This window comes from Scytonema sp. NUACC21 (assembly GCF_054684315.1).
In genome coordinates, this window is record NZ_BAAFZH010000091.1 from 83,914 (window position 1) to 102,477 (window position 18,564).

At 41.2% G+C, this 18,564-nt stretch carries 14 protein-coding genes and 1 pseudogene; 9 read left to right on the top strand and 6 right to left on the bottom strand.

Annotated elements, in window-relative coordinates:
• The first annotated feature begins 202 nt into the window (after positions 1-202).
• Positions 203-886 carry a Uma2 family endonuclease gene (locus ACYRY3_RS24805; protein ID WP_460204367.1) on the top strand — a complete coding sequence of 228 codons (684 nt, stop codon included), beginning with the start codon at positions 203-205 and terminating at the stop codon, positions 884-886.
• A 369-nt stretch (positions 887-1,255) separates the two neighbouring features.
• Here the strand turns inward: ACYRY3_RS24805 and ACYRY3_RS24810 are convergent, their stop codons facing one another.
• Positions 1,256-1,768, bottom strand: coding sequence for a L,D-transpeptidase (locus ACYRY3_RS24810; RefSeq protein ID WP_460204368.1), 513 nt, complete (start codon positions 1,766-1,768; stop codon positions 1,256-1,258).
• Between the two features lie 490 nt (positions 1,769-2,258).
• On the opposite strand from ACYRY3_RS24810, the gene ACYRY3_RS24815 reads away from it, so the two are divergent.
• A complete protein-coding gene (locus ACYRY3_RS24815; protein WP_460204301.1) occupies positions 2,259-3,332 on the top strand; it encodes a WD40 repeat domain-containing protein in 1,074 nt (357 codons plus the stop codon).
• 11 nt (positions 3,333-3,343) lie between these two features.
• Here ACYRY3_RS24815 and ACYRY3_RS24820 read toward each other — a convergent pair whose 3' ends face one another.
• Entirely contained in the window at positions 3,344-4,006 is a 663-nt protein-coding gene (locus ACYRY3_RS24820) for a bifunctional 4-hydroxy-2-oxoglutarate aldolase/2-dehydro-3-deoxy-phosphogluconate aldolase (protein ID WP_460204302.1), read from the bottom strand.
• Between the two features lie 294 nt (positions 4,007-4,300).
• Here ACYRY3_RS24820 and ACYRY3_RS24825 point away from each other — a divergent pair, with 294 nt between their 5' ends.
• From ACYRY3_RS24825 to ACYRY3_RS24835, 3 genes are all read left to right on the top strand, one after another.
• A complete protein-coding gene (locus tag ACYRY3_RS24825; protein WP_460204303.1) occupies positions 4,301-5,143 on the top strand; it encodes a DUF2382 domain-containing protein in 843 nt (280 codons plus the stop codon).
• Positions 5,144-5,671: 528 nt separating this feature from the next.
• On the top strand, positions 5,672-6,649 hold the full coding sequence (locus ACYRY3_RS24830; protein WP_460204304.1) for a DUF2382 domain-containing protein: 978 nt from the start codon (positions 5,672-5,674) through the stop codon (positions 6,647-6,649).
• 119 nt (positions 6,650-6,768) lie between these two features.
• Positions 6,769-7,623, top strand: coding sequence for a DUF2382 domain-containing protein (locus ACYRY3_RS24835; protein ID WP_460204305.1), 855 nt, complete (start codon positions 6,769-6,771; stop codon positions 7,621-7,623).
• 107 nt (positions 7,624-7,730) lie between these two features.
• On the opposite strand, the gene ACYRY3_RS24840 is transcribed toward ACYRY3_RS24835, so the two are convergent.
• Together ACYRY3_RS24840 and ACYRY3_RS24845 are read right to left on the bottom strand one after the other, a co-directional pair.
• Positions 7,731-9,089, bottom strand: a complete 1,359-nt coding sequence (locus ACYRY3_RS24840; RefSeq protein WP_460204306.1) for a sensor histidine kinase — start codon at positions 9,087-9,089, stop codon at positions 7,731-7,733.
• 248 nt (positions 9,090-9,337) lie between these two features.
• Positions 9,338-9,571 (bottom strand): hypothetical protein, encoded by a 234-nt coding sequence (locus tag ACYRY3_RS24845; RefSeq protein WP_460204307.1) that lies wholly within the window; start codon positions 9,569-9,571, stop codon positions 9,338-9,340.
• A gap of 673 nt (positions 9,572-10,244) precedes the next feature.
• Between ACYRY3_RS24845 and ACYRY3_RS24850 the strand changes: the two genes are divergently transcribed.
• From ACYRY3_RS24850 to ACYRY3_RS24860, 3 genes are all read left to right on the top strand, one after another.
• Positions 10,245-11,309, top strand: coding sequence for a permease (locus ACYRY3_RS24850; RefSeq protein WP_460204308.1), 1,065 nt, complete (start codon positions 10,245-10,247; stop codon positions 11,307-11,309).
• Between the two features lie 88 nt (positions 11,310-11,397).
• Positions 11,398-12,171: a TIGR03943 family putative permease subunit gene (locus ACYRY3_RS24855; protein WP_460204309.1), complete on the top strand. Its 774-nt coding sequence runs from the start codon at positions 11,398-11,400 to the stop codon at positions 12,169-12,171.
• Between the two features lie 106 nt (positions 12,172-12,277).
• The gene (locus ACYRY3_RS24860; protein WP_460204310.1) at positions 12,278-13,786 is read left to right on the top strand and encodes an Ig-like domain-containing domain; all 1,509 of its coding nucleotides are present in this window, start codon (positions 12,278-12,280) and stop codon (positions 13,784-13,786) included.
• 145 nt (positions 13,787-13,931) lie between these two features.
• Here ACYRY3_RS24860 and ACYRY3_RS24865 read toward each other — a convergent pair.
• Positions 13,932-15,479 (bottom strand): annotated as a pseudogene (locus tag ACYRY3_RS24865) (3'-5' exonuclease); the annotation flags it as partial.
• A 62-nt stretch (positions 15,480-15,541) separates the two neighbouring features.
• The gene (locus ACYRY3_RS24870; protein WP_460204369.1) at positions 15,542-17,134 is read right to left on the bottom strand and encodes a protein kinase domain-containing protein; all 1,593 of its coding nucleotides are present in this window, start codon (positions 17,132-17,134) and stop codon (positions 15,542-15,544) included.
• Positions 17,135-17,310: 176 nt separating this feature from the next.
• On the opposite strand from ACYRY3_RS24870, the gene ACYRY3_RS24875 reads away from it, so the two are divergent.
• Positions 17,311-18,552, top strand: a complete 1,242-nt coding sequence (locus ACYRY3_RS24875) for an FtsX-like permease family protein (protein WP_460204311.1) — start codon at positions 17,311-17,313, stop codon at positions 18,550-18,552.
• Positions 18,553-18,564 lie beyond the last annotated feature (12 nt).

The following is an 18,564-nucleotide window of genomic DNA, read 5'->3' on the forward strand; positions in this document are numbered from 1 at the left end:
TGGTTGCAATTTTAAGCAAAAACAGGGCATCGACATTGAACCGAGAGATAATTAATCTTTCGTGCAAATTTTTACTGCTAAATTTAGAAAAAGAATAGAGCACAAGTCTTAGCCGTTTTGTAAGGAAGCATCCCAATTGGGCAAAAAAACGGGAGTTAACTTGTATTACAATGTGAGTATTTCGCCATCACTCTTGACAATTATGATATCTGCTGATGTGAGTTCTGAACCATTGACGATTCCACCTTTAGAAAATGGCGACAAACTCACTCGGTGTGAATTTGAGCGACGCTACCATGCCATGTCCGATCGCAACAAAGCAGAATTGATTGAAGGAATTGTTTACTTGGCATCCCCTGTACGAGCAAAAAAACACGGTAAACTTCATGCAAGCATTATGGGTTGGTTAGTCGCTTACGCAGCCGCTACACCAGGAGTAGAAACACCGGATAATACCACTGTGCGCCTTGATGCTGATAATGAACCCCAACCAGATGCCTTATTAAGAATAGAACGGGGTGGACAATCAACGATTAGCAAAGATGATTATGTCGAAGGAGCGCCAGAATTAATTGTAGAAATTGCTGCTTCTAGTGCTTCTTATGATTTGCGTGAAAAACTGAAAGTCTATCGTCGCAATCAAGTACAGGAATATTTAGTATGGCGAGTTTACGATCGCCAATTTGATTGGTTTCGGTTAAATGAAGGCGAGTACATTCAACTCGAACCCAATCCAGATGATATAGTTTGCTCTCAAGTATTTCCAGGGTTGTGGTTAGCCAAGTCAGCATTATTAGCAGGAGACTTAGCACAAGTCTTAGCCGTTTTGCAACAAGGATTATTTACACAAGAACATCAAAGTTTTGTAAAAAAATTATCTAGTTAGGAAAAGATACGATTCACATAATGTCAATTTCAGTACCATTATGCTGTTTCCAAATTGCCATTTTCACTATCGATATCTAGAACAATTCTCAAACGAGTAATTTTACGGAAAAAATAAATAGAAGTTAAGATTTAGTGAAGGTAGACTTTTTTACTTGATAACTTCCAGAGAAATCCCTATTTTATAGAAGACATTTAAGAATGTAACAATTTATATAGTCTGTTTTTACAAAATGAGGAGGGAGTTTTTAGGCATAGATGCAACCAAAACAGCTTGATTAACGTGCAGTATCACTGTTAAGCAGTTTGATGTTTGCCAAAGCCCCCTATAAAAGGGGAACTTAGGATTTACGCTGCCCTGTTTTCCCTACTACTTTTGCACCACCACTGGTGTTCCTACTGATGCCCACTTAAATAGCCATTTAGCGTGATTGGGTGCCACATTAACACAACCGTGACTGACTGGAGTACCGAATTTCCGATGCCAATATGCTCCGTGAATCGCATAGCCCCCGCTATAGTACATAGTGTGTGGGACGTTGGGAACATCATAGTCACTACCCCGCATCCGGGTAGACTTGTGCTTGGATTGAATTTTAAAAACACCAGTGCGAGTTGGAGTGGATTTTTTTCCAGTGGAGACGATGATGGCGTAAACAGGTTTGCCACCTTCCCAAGCGACTAGCTTTTGTTGTGAAAGCTTAACTTGAATCCAACGCTGAGTGGATTTTTGTAACGTCTGTATTTGTTGTTTAATCGCTTGAGATTTTGATTGTGCCAAAACTTCATCTGAAGCAGCAAGAGAAACACTCAAGGCTAATGCTGCACCAGCAAGCAATAACTTCACCGGACGTATCCAAACAGGAGAAATCACATTTTTCATGGCAGACATACTCAAAAAATAGAGTTGGGGGACGCTTTAGCTATCTCCTATACTTCCCAGTTTATGGCAGCAACATATCTGTTACTAAGCCTAATTTCTAACGGCACAAGGCTTTTACCTAGGAGGGATTGCCTGTTGCAGCCCTAACCCCCTGTCTCCTACAGCGCAAAGAAAACTTGTGCCATGTGGTAGAGTATTGGGTTTATTATCTATATCTTACTTGTACTCTCTAAATAACGCATCAGTAGGCTAACTGTTCGCTCAATAGATAAAACTCAGGAGTTTTTTCATTGAATTCAACTTGATTCTTTTCACCTAAAAGCAAACAAAAAAATTTGTTAACAGCAATTAAATAAGATGTCATTTATAAAATAAATCTTAAATCGCCAGATGTATTGTATGGGTTGGGTAGAACAATAAAAACCAACGGTTAATCAATAGGTTGGGTTTCCTTTCTCAACCAAATCTACCAAGAAAGAGAATGTTGATTATGATGATAAACCCCATTGTTTCTAAAAAATTTGTAAGAGGTTTAGGAATAACTACATTAGCGGCTATTGTTGCGTTGAGTTGGTTGAGATGGGCTTCACAATCGACAGTGGTTGCACCATCTGTTCAATATGCCTTCATGACCGAATCATTTACCACTCTTGAAGGTCATTCAGGTTGGATTTATGCAATAGCCATAAGCCCTGATGGTAAAATTTTAGCCAGTAGCAGTTATGACGGAACTATTAAAATTTGGAATTTGCACACAGGCAAATTACTTCTCAGTGTCGATGGTCATGCTGATGCCGTTGAATCCCTCGCAATCAGTTCTGATGGCAGTACTTTAGCCAGTGGTAGCTGGGATAACCGGATTAAGCTGTGGAATCTCAAAACTGGGAAACTTATCCGTACTCTTTCGGGACATATAGACGAGATTGAATCGGTTGCTTTTAGTCTAGATGGAAAAACTGTCTTCAGTGGTAGTTGGGATAAAACAGTGAAATTTTGGAATGTGGAGACTGGAAGAATAATTCATACTTTTAACCAAAAACAAGCCGTGAGAACTCTTGCGATTAACCATGATGGGCAGCTTCTTGTAACTGGTACAGAAGATGGAAAAATCAGCATTTGGCAATTGTCTACAGGTGAGTTAAAAACTACCTTAGCAGCACATGATAAACTTGTTTCTGCGATCGCCTTCAGCCCTAATGGAAAAACTTTTGCTACTGTCAGTCACGATCGCACGGTTAAGTTATGGAACACTCAAACAGGTACACTACAACGCACTCTAACCGGGCACAATAACACAGTCTTATCTGTTGCTTTTAGCCCAGATGGACAGATGGTTGCTAGCAGCAGTTCTGACGGGGCGATTAAGTTGTGGAATGTTCAGACAGGACAGTTGTTAAATACTCTGGTGGGACATAGCAAAGCAGTTTGGTCTATTGCTTTCAATCCACAAGGCAAGACTCTTATTAGTGGTAGTGCGGATAAAACTATTAAAATTTGGCAAATTTTATCGAAAGCAAAAACCATTGTTGCGCCAATACCTTCTTCAGAAGGGGGTAGGTTGTAGGAAATTCTTTGTTAAGAGTTCCCCGTTAAGAGTTCCCTTCTTGTTGATAACATTTGCCTCAAGCGTCGTGCTTGTTGAGCAACTGTCTCCCAATCTCCAGCCTCTATACACTTTTTGGGAAATAATTGACTGCTTAAACCAACTGCGATCGCTCCTGCTTGTAAAAAGTCCTTAGTATTTTCTATGGTGACACCGCCTGTTGGAATCAAGGGAATATGACCGAGTGGTCCTTGCAAACTCTTGATATAGTGAACGCCTCCCATAGCTTCCACGGGAAAGACTTTGACACAACTTGCACCACTAGCCCAAGCGGTGACAATTTCTGTGGGGGAGAGTGCCCCCGGTATAATTGGGATATTGGCAGCAACGGCGGCTTGGATCATTGCTGGTTCCACATGGGGGGTGAAGAGAAATTGTGCCCCAGCTGCAATGGCTTCTTGCATTTGCTTTAAATTTAATAGCGTACCAGTGCCAATGGTGCAGTCAGGTAATTCTGTACGTAATTGGGCGATGAGTTCAGATGCGCGTTGGCTATTCCAAGTAATTTCAATTAATTTGACTCCCTCAGATGCCACAGTCAAAGCCATTTGGTAGCCTAATGAAATTTCTGGAGCGCGGATGACTGCGATCGCTCTGTGTTCTTTTAATTGTGATAGCCAAGCTCGATCGGGCATTTTTGTTTACTTTCGATTAAAAATCAAGAGAATTTGTTTTACTTATCATAATCAATTTTATTTATTTTCTAACTTTTGATAGATATTTATTAATAATTAGAATTTCTTACCTACTCCTTCTCTAACTAGGGGAATAGTTCTTGAATCCTTGAAACCAATTCACGATTAACAACTCATAATACACAACCATTGACTAGTACCTCACCGACTAAATTAAGTCGTCAGCAAGAGGGAAGTCCGTAAATATAATTTTACTCTACTAAGAGAAGTTATTCATAGTGTAGTAGAAATATTATGCCTCTTCACAAAATTGCAGATTTTGACCCCAACTACAGGGAAACTTTTGGTGGTGACGACGTTAAAGCCTTGGATCTATACACTGAAGGTGGCACAAGAGTTGGTTCTGTTGCTGATGTGTTAGTAGATGCAGACGGTCGTTTTCGCTATCTTGTTATCGACACTCAATACGACTTTACTAGTAAAAAGATATTACTACCAATTGGTCTTGCCCACATTGATTACAATGCCAAACGTGTTTTTGTAGACGGGCTTAGCAAAGAGCAAGTGCAACGGTTACCCGAGTACAGAGAAAACATGACCGTTGATTATGATTACGAAGAACAAGTGCGTAGGGCTTATCGTCCTATGTCTAGCGACGCAAACTTCAATCGCGATAGCTACAATTACCAACAAGATGCCAACCTATACAATCTGAACAATCAAAATCAAGAAACGTTCAAATTGTATGAAGAACGGTTGATTGCTAACAAGAACCGTGTCAAGGCAGGAGAAGTTACACTTGGCAAGCATATTGAAACTGAAACAGCAAGGGTGTCAGTACCAATTGAAAGAGAACGGGTTGTGATTGAGCGGGTCAACCCTACAGATGCGGGAACAGCAGTAAATCCTAGTGATTTACAGTTCCAAGAAGGAGAAGTTGCACGTATAGAAATCTACGAAGAAACACCTGATATCCACAAAGAGGCGTTTGTGCGTGAGGAAGTCCGAGTTAGAAAAGTTGTAGATCGCGACACCGTTGAAGCACAAGAAACAATCCGTCGTGAAGAATTAGATATTCGGACTGAGGGAGATTTGCCTATCAATCGTTCTGATGTCAATCCTATTGACCGTGATTAATTTCTCTGTGAATACTCTTTTTCATCTCTAAAATTACCGATTTTTGTAGGGTGGGCACTGCCCACCATTAGCTGCTTACAACAGACAAATTCGACTCCATCCTCCTTACTAAAGGCTACGGTAGTGGTGTAAAAGTTGAATTTACCCCCATTAATCCCCCTTATTAAGGGGGAAAACCAGAAATAAAACTCCCTCCCCTTTATAAGGGGAGGGCTAGGGTGGGGTAAAACTGACACTCAAATTTGTGTATACACCATAGCTGACTGGGAGAAGGGTATTTTTAATACAATTGTTTAACCCAAAGTGATGTTCCCACTAATAAATATCAACTAGCTTCTAACCCGGCTTTTAAAAAATATAAATAAATATGTAATAACAGCATTATTTATTTAATATTTAGTCAATAAAAATTTATAATATAATTTTTTAAAAAATTATATTTGAAGTCAGTCGCCAGGAAGAGGAAGAATAAAAAATATTTTTTTAGTGTAATGAATAAGAGATAAAAATAGTCGGAGGGTAATTGCTATGCCTCTTTATAAAGTATCAGATTTCGATGAAAATTATCGGAATAGCTTTGGTGGCGATGACATCAAAGGAATGAGTGTCTATACAGAAGGAACTGACCAGAAAATTGGTACAGTTAGTGACGTTTTAGTAGATGATGATGGTCGCTTCCGCTATTTAGTTGTTGACTTAGGTTTTTGGATTTTTGGTAAGAAAGTATTACTTCCAGTTGGTCGTTCTCGCATTGATTACAACACAAATCGTGTTTATGCCATTGGGATGACAAGAGAACAAGCAGACAATTTACCTGAGTTTAACGAACGCGACGCAATTGATTACGATTATGAAGAGCGTGTACGTAATGTATACCGCACTCCTGCAAATACTAACAGACCAGTAGAAACATCTAATCGCCTCGAAACATCTACTCCTCTGGATACATCTACTCCTCTAGAAGCATCTGCTCCTCTTGATGCAAACTATGCTGCTGCATCAGCTGCAAATCAAGCGGCATCAGCAATAAATCAGCCTGTAGTTCCAGCCGCCCCTGTATACGATCGCAATACATACCGATACGATAATGAGCCATCTTTGTATGAGATGAACGATCGCGATCATCAAACAATGAGGCTTTACGAAGAACGGTTAATTGCCAATAAGAGACGTATTAAAGCTGGGGAAGTTGCTATTGGCAAGCACATTGAAACAGAAACAGCACGAGTTGCTGTTCCCATAGAAAAAGAGAGAGTGATTGTTGAGCGAGTCACTCCAGCAGATGCTGGTAGACCTGTTGCTCCTGGCGAAGCTAACTTCCGTGAAGGCGAAGTTGCTCGTATGGAGATTTACGAAGAGACTCCTGAGATTCGCAAAGAAGCTGTTGTACGTGAAGAAGTGCGAGTCAGAAAAATTGTAGACCAGGATACGGTAGAAGCTCAAGAGACAATTCGTCGTGAAGAATTAGATGTGAATGCTCCCGGTCTTCCAATTGACGAACGGTAATAAGTCGTCTTTTTTACACATAGTCAAAAAGACTAGACGGTAATTGCTTAAATAGAGCCCGCTGGGGCGGGCTTTATTTGGAGTACAAGCTTTAAAAGCAGTTATTCTGAAGAAGAAAAATGACTAATAAAACGCTTAGTATTAATGAACATACTAGCAGAATTGCACGAATCAGTACTTTATTAGACAGCTTGCGGCAAAAAGTCAAGAAATTTTCTGTTTTGGATAAGCAAAGCCAGCTAGTAGGTGAAGTCGAAGATTTAATGATTGACGGCAACCGTCAGATAAATTTTGTAGTTAGCACGGAGAATTGGGAAGAAAAACAATTTTTTTTATTAAGTAGTAAGCTAATAGAAAAAATTGATTCTCAAGCTAAATGTATCTTTTTAAATATAGAAAAATCTCAGATAAAGTATTTATTTGAAACCAACTTAGAGAAAGAAAATCAAACCAGTAAAATGGAAAATAATTCAAAATCTTTTCAAGAAAATACACAAGACCTGCCCACAAAGAGAAATGATGGCGAAAGAGATTCCGTAGACGAGATAGTTCGTTTGCTCGGAGAACGTGTGGTAATTGACCGCAGCAAGCGAAAAGTTGGTGAGGTGATTGTTCGCAAACAAGTTGAAACCCGGATGGTGCAAGTGCCTATTCGGAGCGAAAAATTGATTGTGGAGCAAGTCAGCCCAGAACGCAAACAGCTGGCAGAAATAGATTTGAGGCAAGGAGAAATAGCTCCTGAATTTGAATTCAATGAAGCAGAAAACCCTTACCAAGTTGATGGGTTTGATGGTAGTTTGACTGTCAGTGGTGAATTTAACTCACCTAAAATTGCTAGTTTACTTTTGAATGCGATCGCTCTTGAGAAAAACCACGGCTGTAAAGCAGTACGAGTCACCATTGTTGTAGAAGATGAAGAACGACAGCAAACATATCAGGAGTGGTTTGCTCGTACTTCAAAAACTGGTAAATGATATCTTGCACCTTTGATTGGGAGGGCTGGTGGGCAGTGCCCACCGTTCTCTTATTAAGAAGGTGCAAGATGTCAGGTTTGGGAAATTAAAATAGCTTTTGTAATTTGTTATAGTAAAGGCAAAAGAATTTCAAACTCAGTTCCTTTACCAAGTTCAGAATGCAAATTTAATTCACCACCGTGTCTTGCTTTAACAATTCGGTAACTAACTGCAAGGCTAGTTTCTTTATCAGCACGTTTTTCTACTGACAAAGAATGAATAATTTGCTGTTGCAAATCCTGAGACATTCCCGGACCATTATCGGCAATACGAATTGATACCCAACGAGAAGCTGGTAGTTTTGATTGACTTGCTTGCCGTGAAATGACTTGTGTGGTAATTTCAATTTGCGGTTTCTGAGTTGTGTTTGCCGCTTCTGGATGCAATTGCTGTCTGACTGCCTCATTAAGAAGTGTATCCACAGCTATAGTCAAAATATTCATAAAAACCTGATTTAACTGACCAATAAAGCAATACACTGGCGGGAGATGACCGTAATTTTTAACTATTGTGATTTCTCCTGTAATCCGGCTACTAATTAACAATATAATGCTATCTATATTGGCATGTAGATCGGCTGGTTTGGGATACACTTCATCAATATGACAAAAATTTTGTAATCCAGTTACCAACCTTTTTAATCTTTCTGCTCCTGCACGGATACTAGCTATTGCTCTAGATAAATCTTGTTGTAAAAAATCTAATTCAATTTCTTGTTTGAGATGATTTGTTTCTTCAGAAGCCCAAAAATTATCTTTCTCGTAAGCTGCCACTAACTTCATTAAGTCTTGGCTGTAGTTGGCAACATGAGCTAAGTTACCCCAAATGAAATTTAAGGGATCTAGAATTTCGTGAGCCACCCCATCCACTAAACGACCCAGGCTTGCCATTTTATCATTTTGAATCATTAGAGCTTGGCTGCGCTCATACCGCACTTGAGTTTCTATTCCCCGAATTTGCCAAGAGGCAATGTTTAATTCTTGTAAATCTAATAATCTGTAAGTATCGGGTGCTGTGTACACAACCACTGGTTCTGCTAAAAGTTCGGCAGAACGTCTCAACGCTAGTTGCATCGCTGCTAAAATCGGCGTACTATCTACGAGTAGTAAAATTTCTGTCCGAGCATAACTGTAGAAAACGCGCAGGGGTTGCTGAAAAAGTAACTCTTGTCCGTAAGGGCGAATGAGAAATTCCAGCAGTCGCCGTCGTGAAACCATACCCACATACTTCTGTTCCTCTAATAAGATCACCCCTGGTAGGAGCGGATATTTGTCAAGATAGACAGCAACTTCGGCACCAGTGCAGCTAGTCTCCACTGAGAAGTTGTATGCTGGTAGTTCTTTGAGGGTTGACTCTAAATTTAAATCACTATTACTACTACCAGATAAAAATGGTGGCGATATTGACGAACTGGATTCTTGTGGCACTAGAAACCCTGATTCTGAGTAGCTGAACAATAAATTTAGTATTTTCTCCCTCTCTCAGTCTCTGCCAAGAAGAAAGTAGAGACGATAGGAAGATGAAGTAGCTATTAATACATATATTTTTCTATTTGTCAATACATAAGCCCCACTAACTACCAGGGCGAAAAGAAAAGCAATTTATAGCAATCTGCAGAGCCTTCGTGAAAGCTAAGGAATCCAGTTTCTGAAAAGTTATATTTACTTTTGTCCACCTACTTAGTATCTTCAGGTGCTTCAACCATCCCTACCAGGGCATTAAAAAATTCCCATGCATCTTCTCCTCTTGCGGGCGTCGGTGATAGTGATTCTACGCAAAACTCATCAATTACTGGTGTTTCATCAATAACTACTACGACCCTATGGTTCCCTGGCGGGACATCATAGGGTAACTGTACCGTGAGTGTGCCATCAGGGCTGACGTTGGCAATTGTTTCAATGCTTCTCATAGATTTATATTACATTTTTTTCAAGATTAAGACTATGAGTTCATTTAAATTCGTTCAAATTCCCGATTCGAGGAGACAAAGCAGACAAGCTAGACAAGGGATTCCAAGGTTTTGATGCTTTGAGATAGCTTGCTTTGAATATTGACTCACCAAATTTGTTCCATTGTGGTCTTGCAGTTTAATTTTTTTTGTAGTAGGTAATTATGCATATATATTTTAGGAGATGTTGCCAAAAATAACGATTTCTCGCAATGGGTAGATACGGAAAGTGCAGTCTCTATGTTTAGAAACTGTAAATCCTTTATAAAAATGTTCGGAAGATAATATAACATCAAGGAAAATTCTTCGACTTATGAGAATAAATAATTAGTTAGAATTATATACTTCAGGGATTGATGCTCAAGAATAGGAACCATTTCTTAAGTCAGGCAATCATCTAGGAGTACGATTTTTTCAGTAAATGGAGGCAAGTATAACCATCTTAGGCTCTTAACCGCTTGTGGTTCAAGTATCAAGGCTCTTGAGCTAGTGATTTGACAAGAGAGCAGCTAGCAATTAAGCGCCTTGTTGTTTATGGATGTTTCGTTGTTAACAACCACTTTTTGATTTCCCCAAACGTTAGAATGGCTTGGCACAACCCTAGAACTCAATACCGCTTTGATAAGCAACACACATGAATCAACTGAACAATGGTTTCACTATATTTCTTAGTTTGCTAGTCGAGGCGATTCCTTTCTTGTTGCTGGGAGTTTTGTTCTCCAGTTTGTTGCTGTTCTTTGTAGATGAGCGCAAATTAGCGGAGAAGATGCCTAGAAATCCGTTGCTAGGTGCTATATTTGGCAGCTTGATAGGATTTTTGTTTCCTGTGTGTGAATGTGGCAACGTGCCGGTAGCACGGCGGTTGCTCATGCAAGGAGTCCCCACACCAGTAGCAATTGGCTTTTTGCTAGCAGCACCAACTATTAACCCCATTGTTATTTGGGCAACTTGGACTGCATTTCGAGATCAACCAGAAATCGTAGTGCTAAGAGTTTTATTTTCCCTTCTCATTGCAGTGATTATTGGAACTGTCTTTAGTGTTCAAAAAGACTTAACTCCGATAGTACAACCGTCAATTGCTCGTTATTTGAAATTTAACCCACCACAATCACCCAAAACCAAACACGGGAAAAGTATTACAAAAAATAACTTATCAAAACAGGAACCGAATGCATCGACTTTGTTACAATCAGGAACCTATATGTTAGGAGGGCAACCAGGGCAAGCTATACGGATGGATACAACTGCTTTGCAGGCAACTGTAGCAGCTACTACTCCTGGTAAACCCTTGGGAGATAAGTTGCGGTTGTTGGTAGATAACTGCATACAGGAAATGCGTGAATTAGGCGCAGTCTTGGTTATAGGAAGCGCCATTGCTGCCGCGATTCAGGTACTCGCCCCTCGCGATCTAATCCTCAGTCTGGGTTCGAGTCCTATTACCTCGATCTCCGCCATGCTCATCTTGGCCGCGGTAGTATCGATTTGTTCGACTGTTGATTCATTTTTTGCCCTGTCTTTTGCCTCAACCTTTACCAGTGGCTCCTTAGTCGCTTTTTTAGTATTTGGACCAATGATTGATATCAAAGGCATAGGTTTGATGCTATCCATTTTTAAACCGAGGGCTGTTATATACTTCTTTGCTCTTGCAGCTCAATTAACATTTTTATTCACTCTTTTCATTAACTTACACGTTTTTTAAAAAATTAGTCCTATGTCATTTGTCCTTTGTCCTCTGTTAATGACTCATGGCTCATGACCAATGACTATTGATTATTGAATCATCACAAATGACTTCCCAAAATCGTAAATCTAAAAAGTTCCAAAATAAAATATTACCCTGGCTAGATGTTTTGGCAATCACAGCTTGGGGAGTTTTAATCTTAAAATATTGGCTGACTAACAAGCTCATTTTATTAATTCACCCCGACTACTTTTGGTTGGCAATTTTAGGTGCCATAGGGCTGCTTATTATTAGTTCACTCAAGGCAGGACAACTTTCACAACGGCGACGCGGTGAGATTGCTCCCAATGTCCAACACTTTACTGTTTTCCCACCAGGATTCGGTAGTGGTTTGCTGTTGACTGCTGCAATTCTGGGATTACTCATCACACCCCGTGTCTTTGCCAGTCAAACAGCACTTCAGCGAGGGGTGACCGATATAGTAGGAGCAACACGCACCCAACCTCAAGCTTTTCGTGCTTCTGTCCGTCCGGAAGAGCGAACTCTGGTGGACTGGGTACGCACGCTCAATGTTTATCCAGAACCAGATGCGTATACAGGACAAAGAGCTAAAGTACAGGGGTTTGTGATTCACCCACCGGAACTAGGAAAAGAATATTTGTACGTAGCACGATTTGTTCTTACTTGCTGTGCAGCAGACGCTTATCCTATAGGTTTACCCGTGAAATTGAAAGAACCTCGCGATAAATATCCACCAGATACTTGGTTGGAAATTGAAGGTCAAATGGTGACAGAAACCATAAAAAATAAACGTCAACTTACTATCGCTGCTTCCTCTTTAAGAAAAATCTCCCAACCAAAAAATCCTTATAGTTATTAGTCATTTGTCCAGTGTCCTTTGTCCTTTGTAATACTCATGACCAATGACCAATGACTAATGACTAATGACTAATGACTAATGACCAATGACCAATGACCGATGACCAATGACTACCAAAGCTTTTTTCCACCCGCTAGATCGTGTTGCTATAGCTTTCCTGCTTATCCTTAGTTTGCTAACAGGGCTGTTGATATTACAAGGTGATGCTGTTAAACCTGGCGTGCGGCATTTTAGTTGGCAAAATCAAAAAATTGGTGCAGATGATGTTTCTTTTGCCCTCACTTTTAGTCGTCCAATGGACGTAAAAACTGTTGAGGAAAACTTGAAAATCGATCCACCCCTAGCTGGTAAGATAAGCTGGGCTGGGCGACGGATGGTTTATACGTTGCTAACACCAGCACCCTATGGAACTAACTATAACGTCACGTTACAAGGTGCAAAGGATCGGTTTTCGGAAAAAGAAGGAAAAAACAGGCTAATGGAACCTTTTACGGGTACCTTCCGCACCCGCGATCGCGTTATCCTTTACATTGGAGCAGACAAAGAAGACAAAGGGCGGTTAATTCTCTACAATTTAACGCAAGAGCAAAAAAAAGTTCTGACGCCTAAAGACTTGATAGTTATGGATTATAAACCGTTTCCTCAGGGGGACAAAATTCTCTTTTCTGCTCGCTCGAACAATAGTCAGGATTTAACCTCAGCTCAAATATATACTGTAACCACAGGTATTCCAACACCATCTGACAAAAAACCAGAATCAGCAGGTAGAATTAACCTAATTTTAGATAACAAAGAATATCAAAATCTGAAATTTGACTTGTCACCAGATGGGGAGACTCTTGTTATCCAACGAGGAAAAAAAGACGACCCCAGTGACTTTGGGCTGTGGTTTATGCCTGTAAACAAAAATAATTCTGATAATTCTGAAGAACAACCAGCCCTGAAACGTTTGCAAAGCCAACCTGTGGGAGACTTTGTGATTACGCCAGATAGTAAAGCGGTTGCGGTTGCACAAGGGCAAGGTGCAGCAATATTACCTTTACAATCAGATGCCAGCAAACCCTTAGACTTTTTGCCGCAGTTTGGTCTAGTCCAAGCTTTTTCTAAAGACGGTTCCCAGGCAGCTATGGTTAAGTTTAATACAGACTATACCAAGGATTTATTTTTGGTTACTAACCAAGGTGTTCAGAAGCAACTGCTACGCACGCCCGGTTCAATTCTTAACTGCCAGTTTGATACCGCTTCACCTACCCTTTATTGTTTGCTAACACAAATATTACCAGGGGGGTTGTATCAAGAACAACCATACTTAATCGCGATCGATCTCAAAAGCGGTCAACAAAAACCCTTAATGTTACTCCCTGCCGAACAGCGGAATGTGGAAATGAGTTTAGCACCTGACGGTTTGGGATTGTTGTTTGACCAAGTTGTTCCACAGACAACTGCAACAGGTCCGTCCCCTACAAATCTGTTAACCACTGATGACGGACAGGCAATATCTACTGGTAGTCTGTGGCTTATGCCTTTGCTGCCTATCTCTGACCCCGCAGCAGCAGCTGATATCAAGCCAGAACAGCTTCCTTTGGTGGGTTTTCATCCTCGTTGGCTGCCATAACTATCTAACTGACATCTTGCACCTTCGATTGGGAGGGCTGGTGGGCTTTAGCCCTACCTACGAAACAATCAGCTTTTTGGGCTTTGATTTTTGCAATAAGACAATGGTGCAAGATATGAGCCTCTGATTATCGACTACTCAACAATTAATCTACCCTTTGTAATTGAGCAACTTTAGGGTCAATGATTTTTTGCCCCAAGTTAGCAAATTTAATTGCTAAAGAAATCTTGTTGTCAGAACCAAAAATGTGAGTAATTTCCCCAATACCAAAGGTTTTGTGAAGAATTTGGTCGCCTACTTTCCAATTCTCTGTACTGCCTTTCTTACTACGGGCTGCATTTTGCTGTAAATTAGCGCTGGTACGTTGGATATAAGCCCTTTGACTTGTGCGTTGAGATGTCATCAATTCTGCTGGCAATTCATCCAGAAATTGCGATCGCAACGCAGGTTCGCGAGAACCATAAAGGCGGCGTTCGCGGGCATGGCTGAGATACAGCCGTTCTTGAGCGCGAGTAATGCCTACATAACACAGACGGCGTTCTTCTTCTAAAGCTGCGGGGTCATTGAGGGAACGATAGTTAGGAAATAGCCCCTGTTCCAATCCCACAAGGAAAACAACAGGAAATTCCAATCCTTTGGAAGCGTGTAAAGTTAATAGAGAAACTGCTGTTTCCCCTTCTTTTAAATTATCCAAATCAGAACTCAGAGCAGTACTGGCAAGGAATGCTTGTAGTGTCACTTCATCACTTTCTTCCTCAAATTGCAGTACCGCATTAAACAATTCTTGAACGTTTTGCACCCTGTCTTCGGCTTCATCCGTACCTTGAGACATCAGGTCTTGGATATAACCTGAACCTTCTAGTACCCCTTGTACAACTTGGGAAACAGGAACCGTTTCTAATTTTTCTTGCCACTCGGCAATCAAATTGGCAAAGCCGTTGACGGATTTTGCCGAGCGACCAGCTAATGTATTAACTGATGTCTCATCGCTCAGTATTTCCCACAGGGTTGTACCTAATTCTTGAGCAGCTTTCACGAGAGTATCTACGGTTGCTTTACCAATACCGCGCCGGGGGGTATTGATAACTCGCAACAAGCTGACAGTATCCGCTGGATTGGCGATCGCCCGCAAATAAGCCAGGACATCCTTGATTTCTTTGCGATCGTAAAACTTGATTCCTCCCACTACCGTGTAAGGAATATTACTCCGAACCAACAACTCTTCAAAAGGGCGCGATTGAGCGTTAGTACGGTAAAGAATGGCAAAACTACCCCAATTTAACTCTGGATGTTGATGTTCCAAATTGCGAATTTGATTGATGACAAATTCTGCTTCGGCTAATTCATCATCTGCCTTATGGAAATAAATCTCCTCTCCCGCACCTCGTGTAGCCCTGAGGATTTTATCAATCCTTTGGGTATTGTTTTCAATCAAATGGTTGGCTGCTTGCAAAATATTTTCACAAGAGCGATAGTTTTCTTCCAATTTCACCATTGTGCCCGTTTCGTTATCCGGTAATCCATCGCCAAAATCTTGCTGGAACTCTAGCAAAATGGTGAAATCTGCCATTCTAAAGGAATAAATCGACTGATCTGCATCACCTACCACAAACACTGAACGGTTTGTCCAGTCCCATGCGCTTCTATTCGTTTCACCGTTAGTTGTTAACAAACGAATCAAGTCATACTGTGACAAATGACGAATGACAAATGACAAATGACAAATGACAAATGACAAGTGACAAATGACGAAGGTTATTGTGCATTGGCGACAACCCATTGGCTGTTTTCCGCATCCCATAAAAGAAAGAAGCGCACAGAACCGGGCACGGATTTTCCAGTTTTCATCAAGTACCGTAGTCGAGCATTGACTGTAGCTGTTTCTGTACTTGCTTCTACTAAACTGACTTCTTCTATTTCTACGCTTTGAACTTGTCCCCCCCACCAATCAATGTAGGAACGATAACCATTTGGATGAAGGCGTCTGTTGTTTTGGTAGCTGGGAGAGAGCTGATTCCATGCAGTTTGATACTGACCCTGATTAATGCTTGCGTAATAATTCTGAATTGCCTGTTCTGGTGATGGTTTATCTACCGAAGATGATGACTCGGGAAATTGAGGGGGTGGAGTTTCGTTGGGCACAGTTTCAGGAACTTGTGTTTGTTCGAGTGGTGCAGTTTCCTGGCGTGCAACAGGTTCCTCAGAAGATTCTGTTGGCTGTTCAATTGAGGGCTGACTTTGTTGTACTGATGGCTGTTGTACCTGTTGTTGGGAATTTTGCATGCTCAAGATCCCAATGCCTACACCAATTGCAACCGTCAAACCAATGGCAGCAAATACAATACCTACAAAGGTTGCATAAAGCCCGGTGTGCTGTCTTTCGTTTTGATACGAAGGTTGAGGGGCGTTTCCCGGACTGACAGGAATGGTGTGTTGGGGTGTGGGGTTGGGTGGTGCAGTGGCGACTTGTGGGTGAGTGTAAGGGACAGTAGGAGGTGTGACTGGAACTGTGGGGGCAACTGGCATTGTACCAGTGTGCAAAGCTTGTAGCATTTCTCTAGCACTGGCAAAGCGATCGCGTGCGCTAAATTGAATTGCCTTATCGAGAACAGCTGCAAAAGTAGGCGTAACGCTCAAAGCATACTGACGCCACAACACTGCACCCGTAGCGGGGTCTGTGCCTAATTCTTGGGGTACTTTACCTGTTAGCAAATAGATTGCTGTTAACCCCAAACTATATATATCGCTGGCAAACATGGGTCGTCCAACAGATTGTTCGCTGGGCATAAATCCCGGTGTCCCAATCACAATTGATTTGGTGGAATTTCCAGAAGGAGTTACCACCGTACCTACGGTTTCTTTCACTGCACCAAAGTCAATTAAAACTGGTTTACCATCAGCATGACGAATCAGAATGTTATCTGGCTTGATATCGCGGTGAACAATGCCTTTGTTGTGAACGTATTCTAGAACTGGCAAAATGTCGGTTAAGATTTCCCTAACCGAACTCTCACTCATTGGTCCCTGTGCTTGTACGTTTGCTGTCAGGGTTTGTCCTTCAATATACTCTTGTACTAAGTAAAATTGCCCGTTTTCTGAGAAGTAAGCATACAACCGAGGAATCTGACTGCTACCATCTCCCACATCTTCTAGAATTGCTGCTTCCCGCTGAAACCGCTGCTGCACCAGTTGGTAAACCTGAAGATTATCCTGAATGGGCTTTAATTGTTTAATAACACACCGACGTTGTGATGGCATTTGGGTATCTTCTGCTAGGAAAGTTTCACCAAATCCACCACTCCCCAATGTGCGAAGAACTCGATAGCGGTTGTTGAGCAGCATATGTATTGATTTAAGTTTTTTCAAAACAACAATAAAGCAACCATTTAGGTTACAAAACGCAATTAAATCTCATGACAAATACAAAGGATTAATCTTTTTAAGGGTTATGCTTGGAAAAGCTCATTGTATCGGAAATACAGTTATTACTGTAATACAAAATTTATTTTATACTAGCTTTTTCTATGGTTTCCATTGCCCGTAAAAACCTTCTTGAAGACATTCCTCGTTTCCTTGTGGCGCAGGCAGGGATTATGTTTGCCGTTAGCCTAGTTACAATTCAGACAGGGATCTTCAATGGGTTTACTCGCTCTTCTGTTAAATTAATTACTAACTCCACAGCCGATATTTGGGTAGCATCAGATAGTATGGTGCATCTTGACCTGACATTGCCATTGCCACTTGCCCATGTAAGTTTGGCTCAAGAGGTGCCTGGGGTAGAGCGAGCAGAGGCGCTGATTGCTACTGGAGGTGTGTGGCGTCATCCTATAGGCAAAATTGCTCCAGTTAGAATCATTGGATTTGACCCCCAGGGGAAATTATTTATACCTGATAATATTGTAGAAGGAAATTTGAGTGCCTTAAAAGCACCTTACACTGTAATAGTAGATACAATTAGTGCAGATTCCCTAAATGTACGACGCTTAGGTGATAAAGCTGAAGTTAATTCCTTACCAGTACAGTTGGTTGGCTTTACCCAAGGAAACCGTTCAGTTGCGTCAAATCCTTATATGTTCACCTCGTTGGAAAATGCCAACGCTTACTTAAGTTCTGGTAAAACTTCTACTGTGTCCTGCCAATTGCAATCGGGCTCGAAGGACATTAAGTGTACTACCACTTATGTAGAAGCTGATAGGAATTCTACTCCTGCGCCAAGACCTCTAGCTTCACTAGACCCTATCACCTATATATTAATTCGAGCTCAACCCGGTCAGGATCTACAGGTACTCAAGCAGAGGTTAAACTCTGTTTTACCAAACACCCGTGCCTATACTCGTGGCGAAATGATAAGAAGAACTCAAACTTACTGGCAACAGCGAACTGGAATCGGTTTTCTTTTGGGGCTTGGTGCAAGTGTGGGTATCATTGTCGGGGCAATCGTTGTCGGTCAGATCCTTTACTCTTCGGTATCCGATCATATCAAGGAGTTTGGAACTCTCAAAGCAATGGGCGCATCGGATTGGGTGATATACGGTGTCATTTTTGAGCAGGCTGTGTGGATGGCAGTTTTAGGTTACGTTCCCGGTACCGTGCTTTGCGTGGGGGTGGCAGCTTGGACTTTAGCAAGTCAGGGAATCTTGATTTTAATTACGCCAAGAACTGCGGTCGCAGTTTTCGGCATCACAATTTTAATGTGTACTGGCGCTGCAATCTTTGCTATTCAAAAAGTGACCCGTGTCGATCCCGCAACAATCTTTAACAAGTAGTCAAAAGTTGAC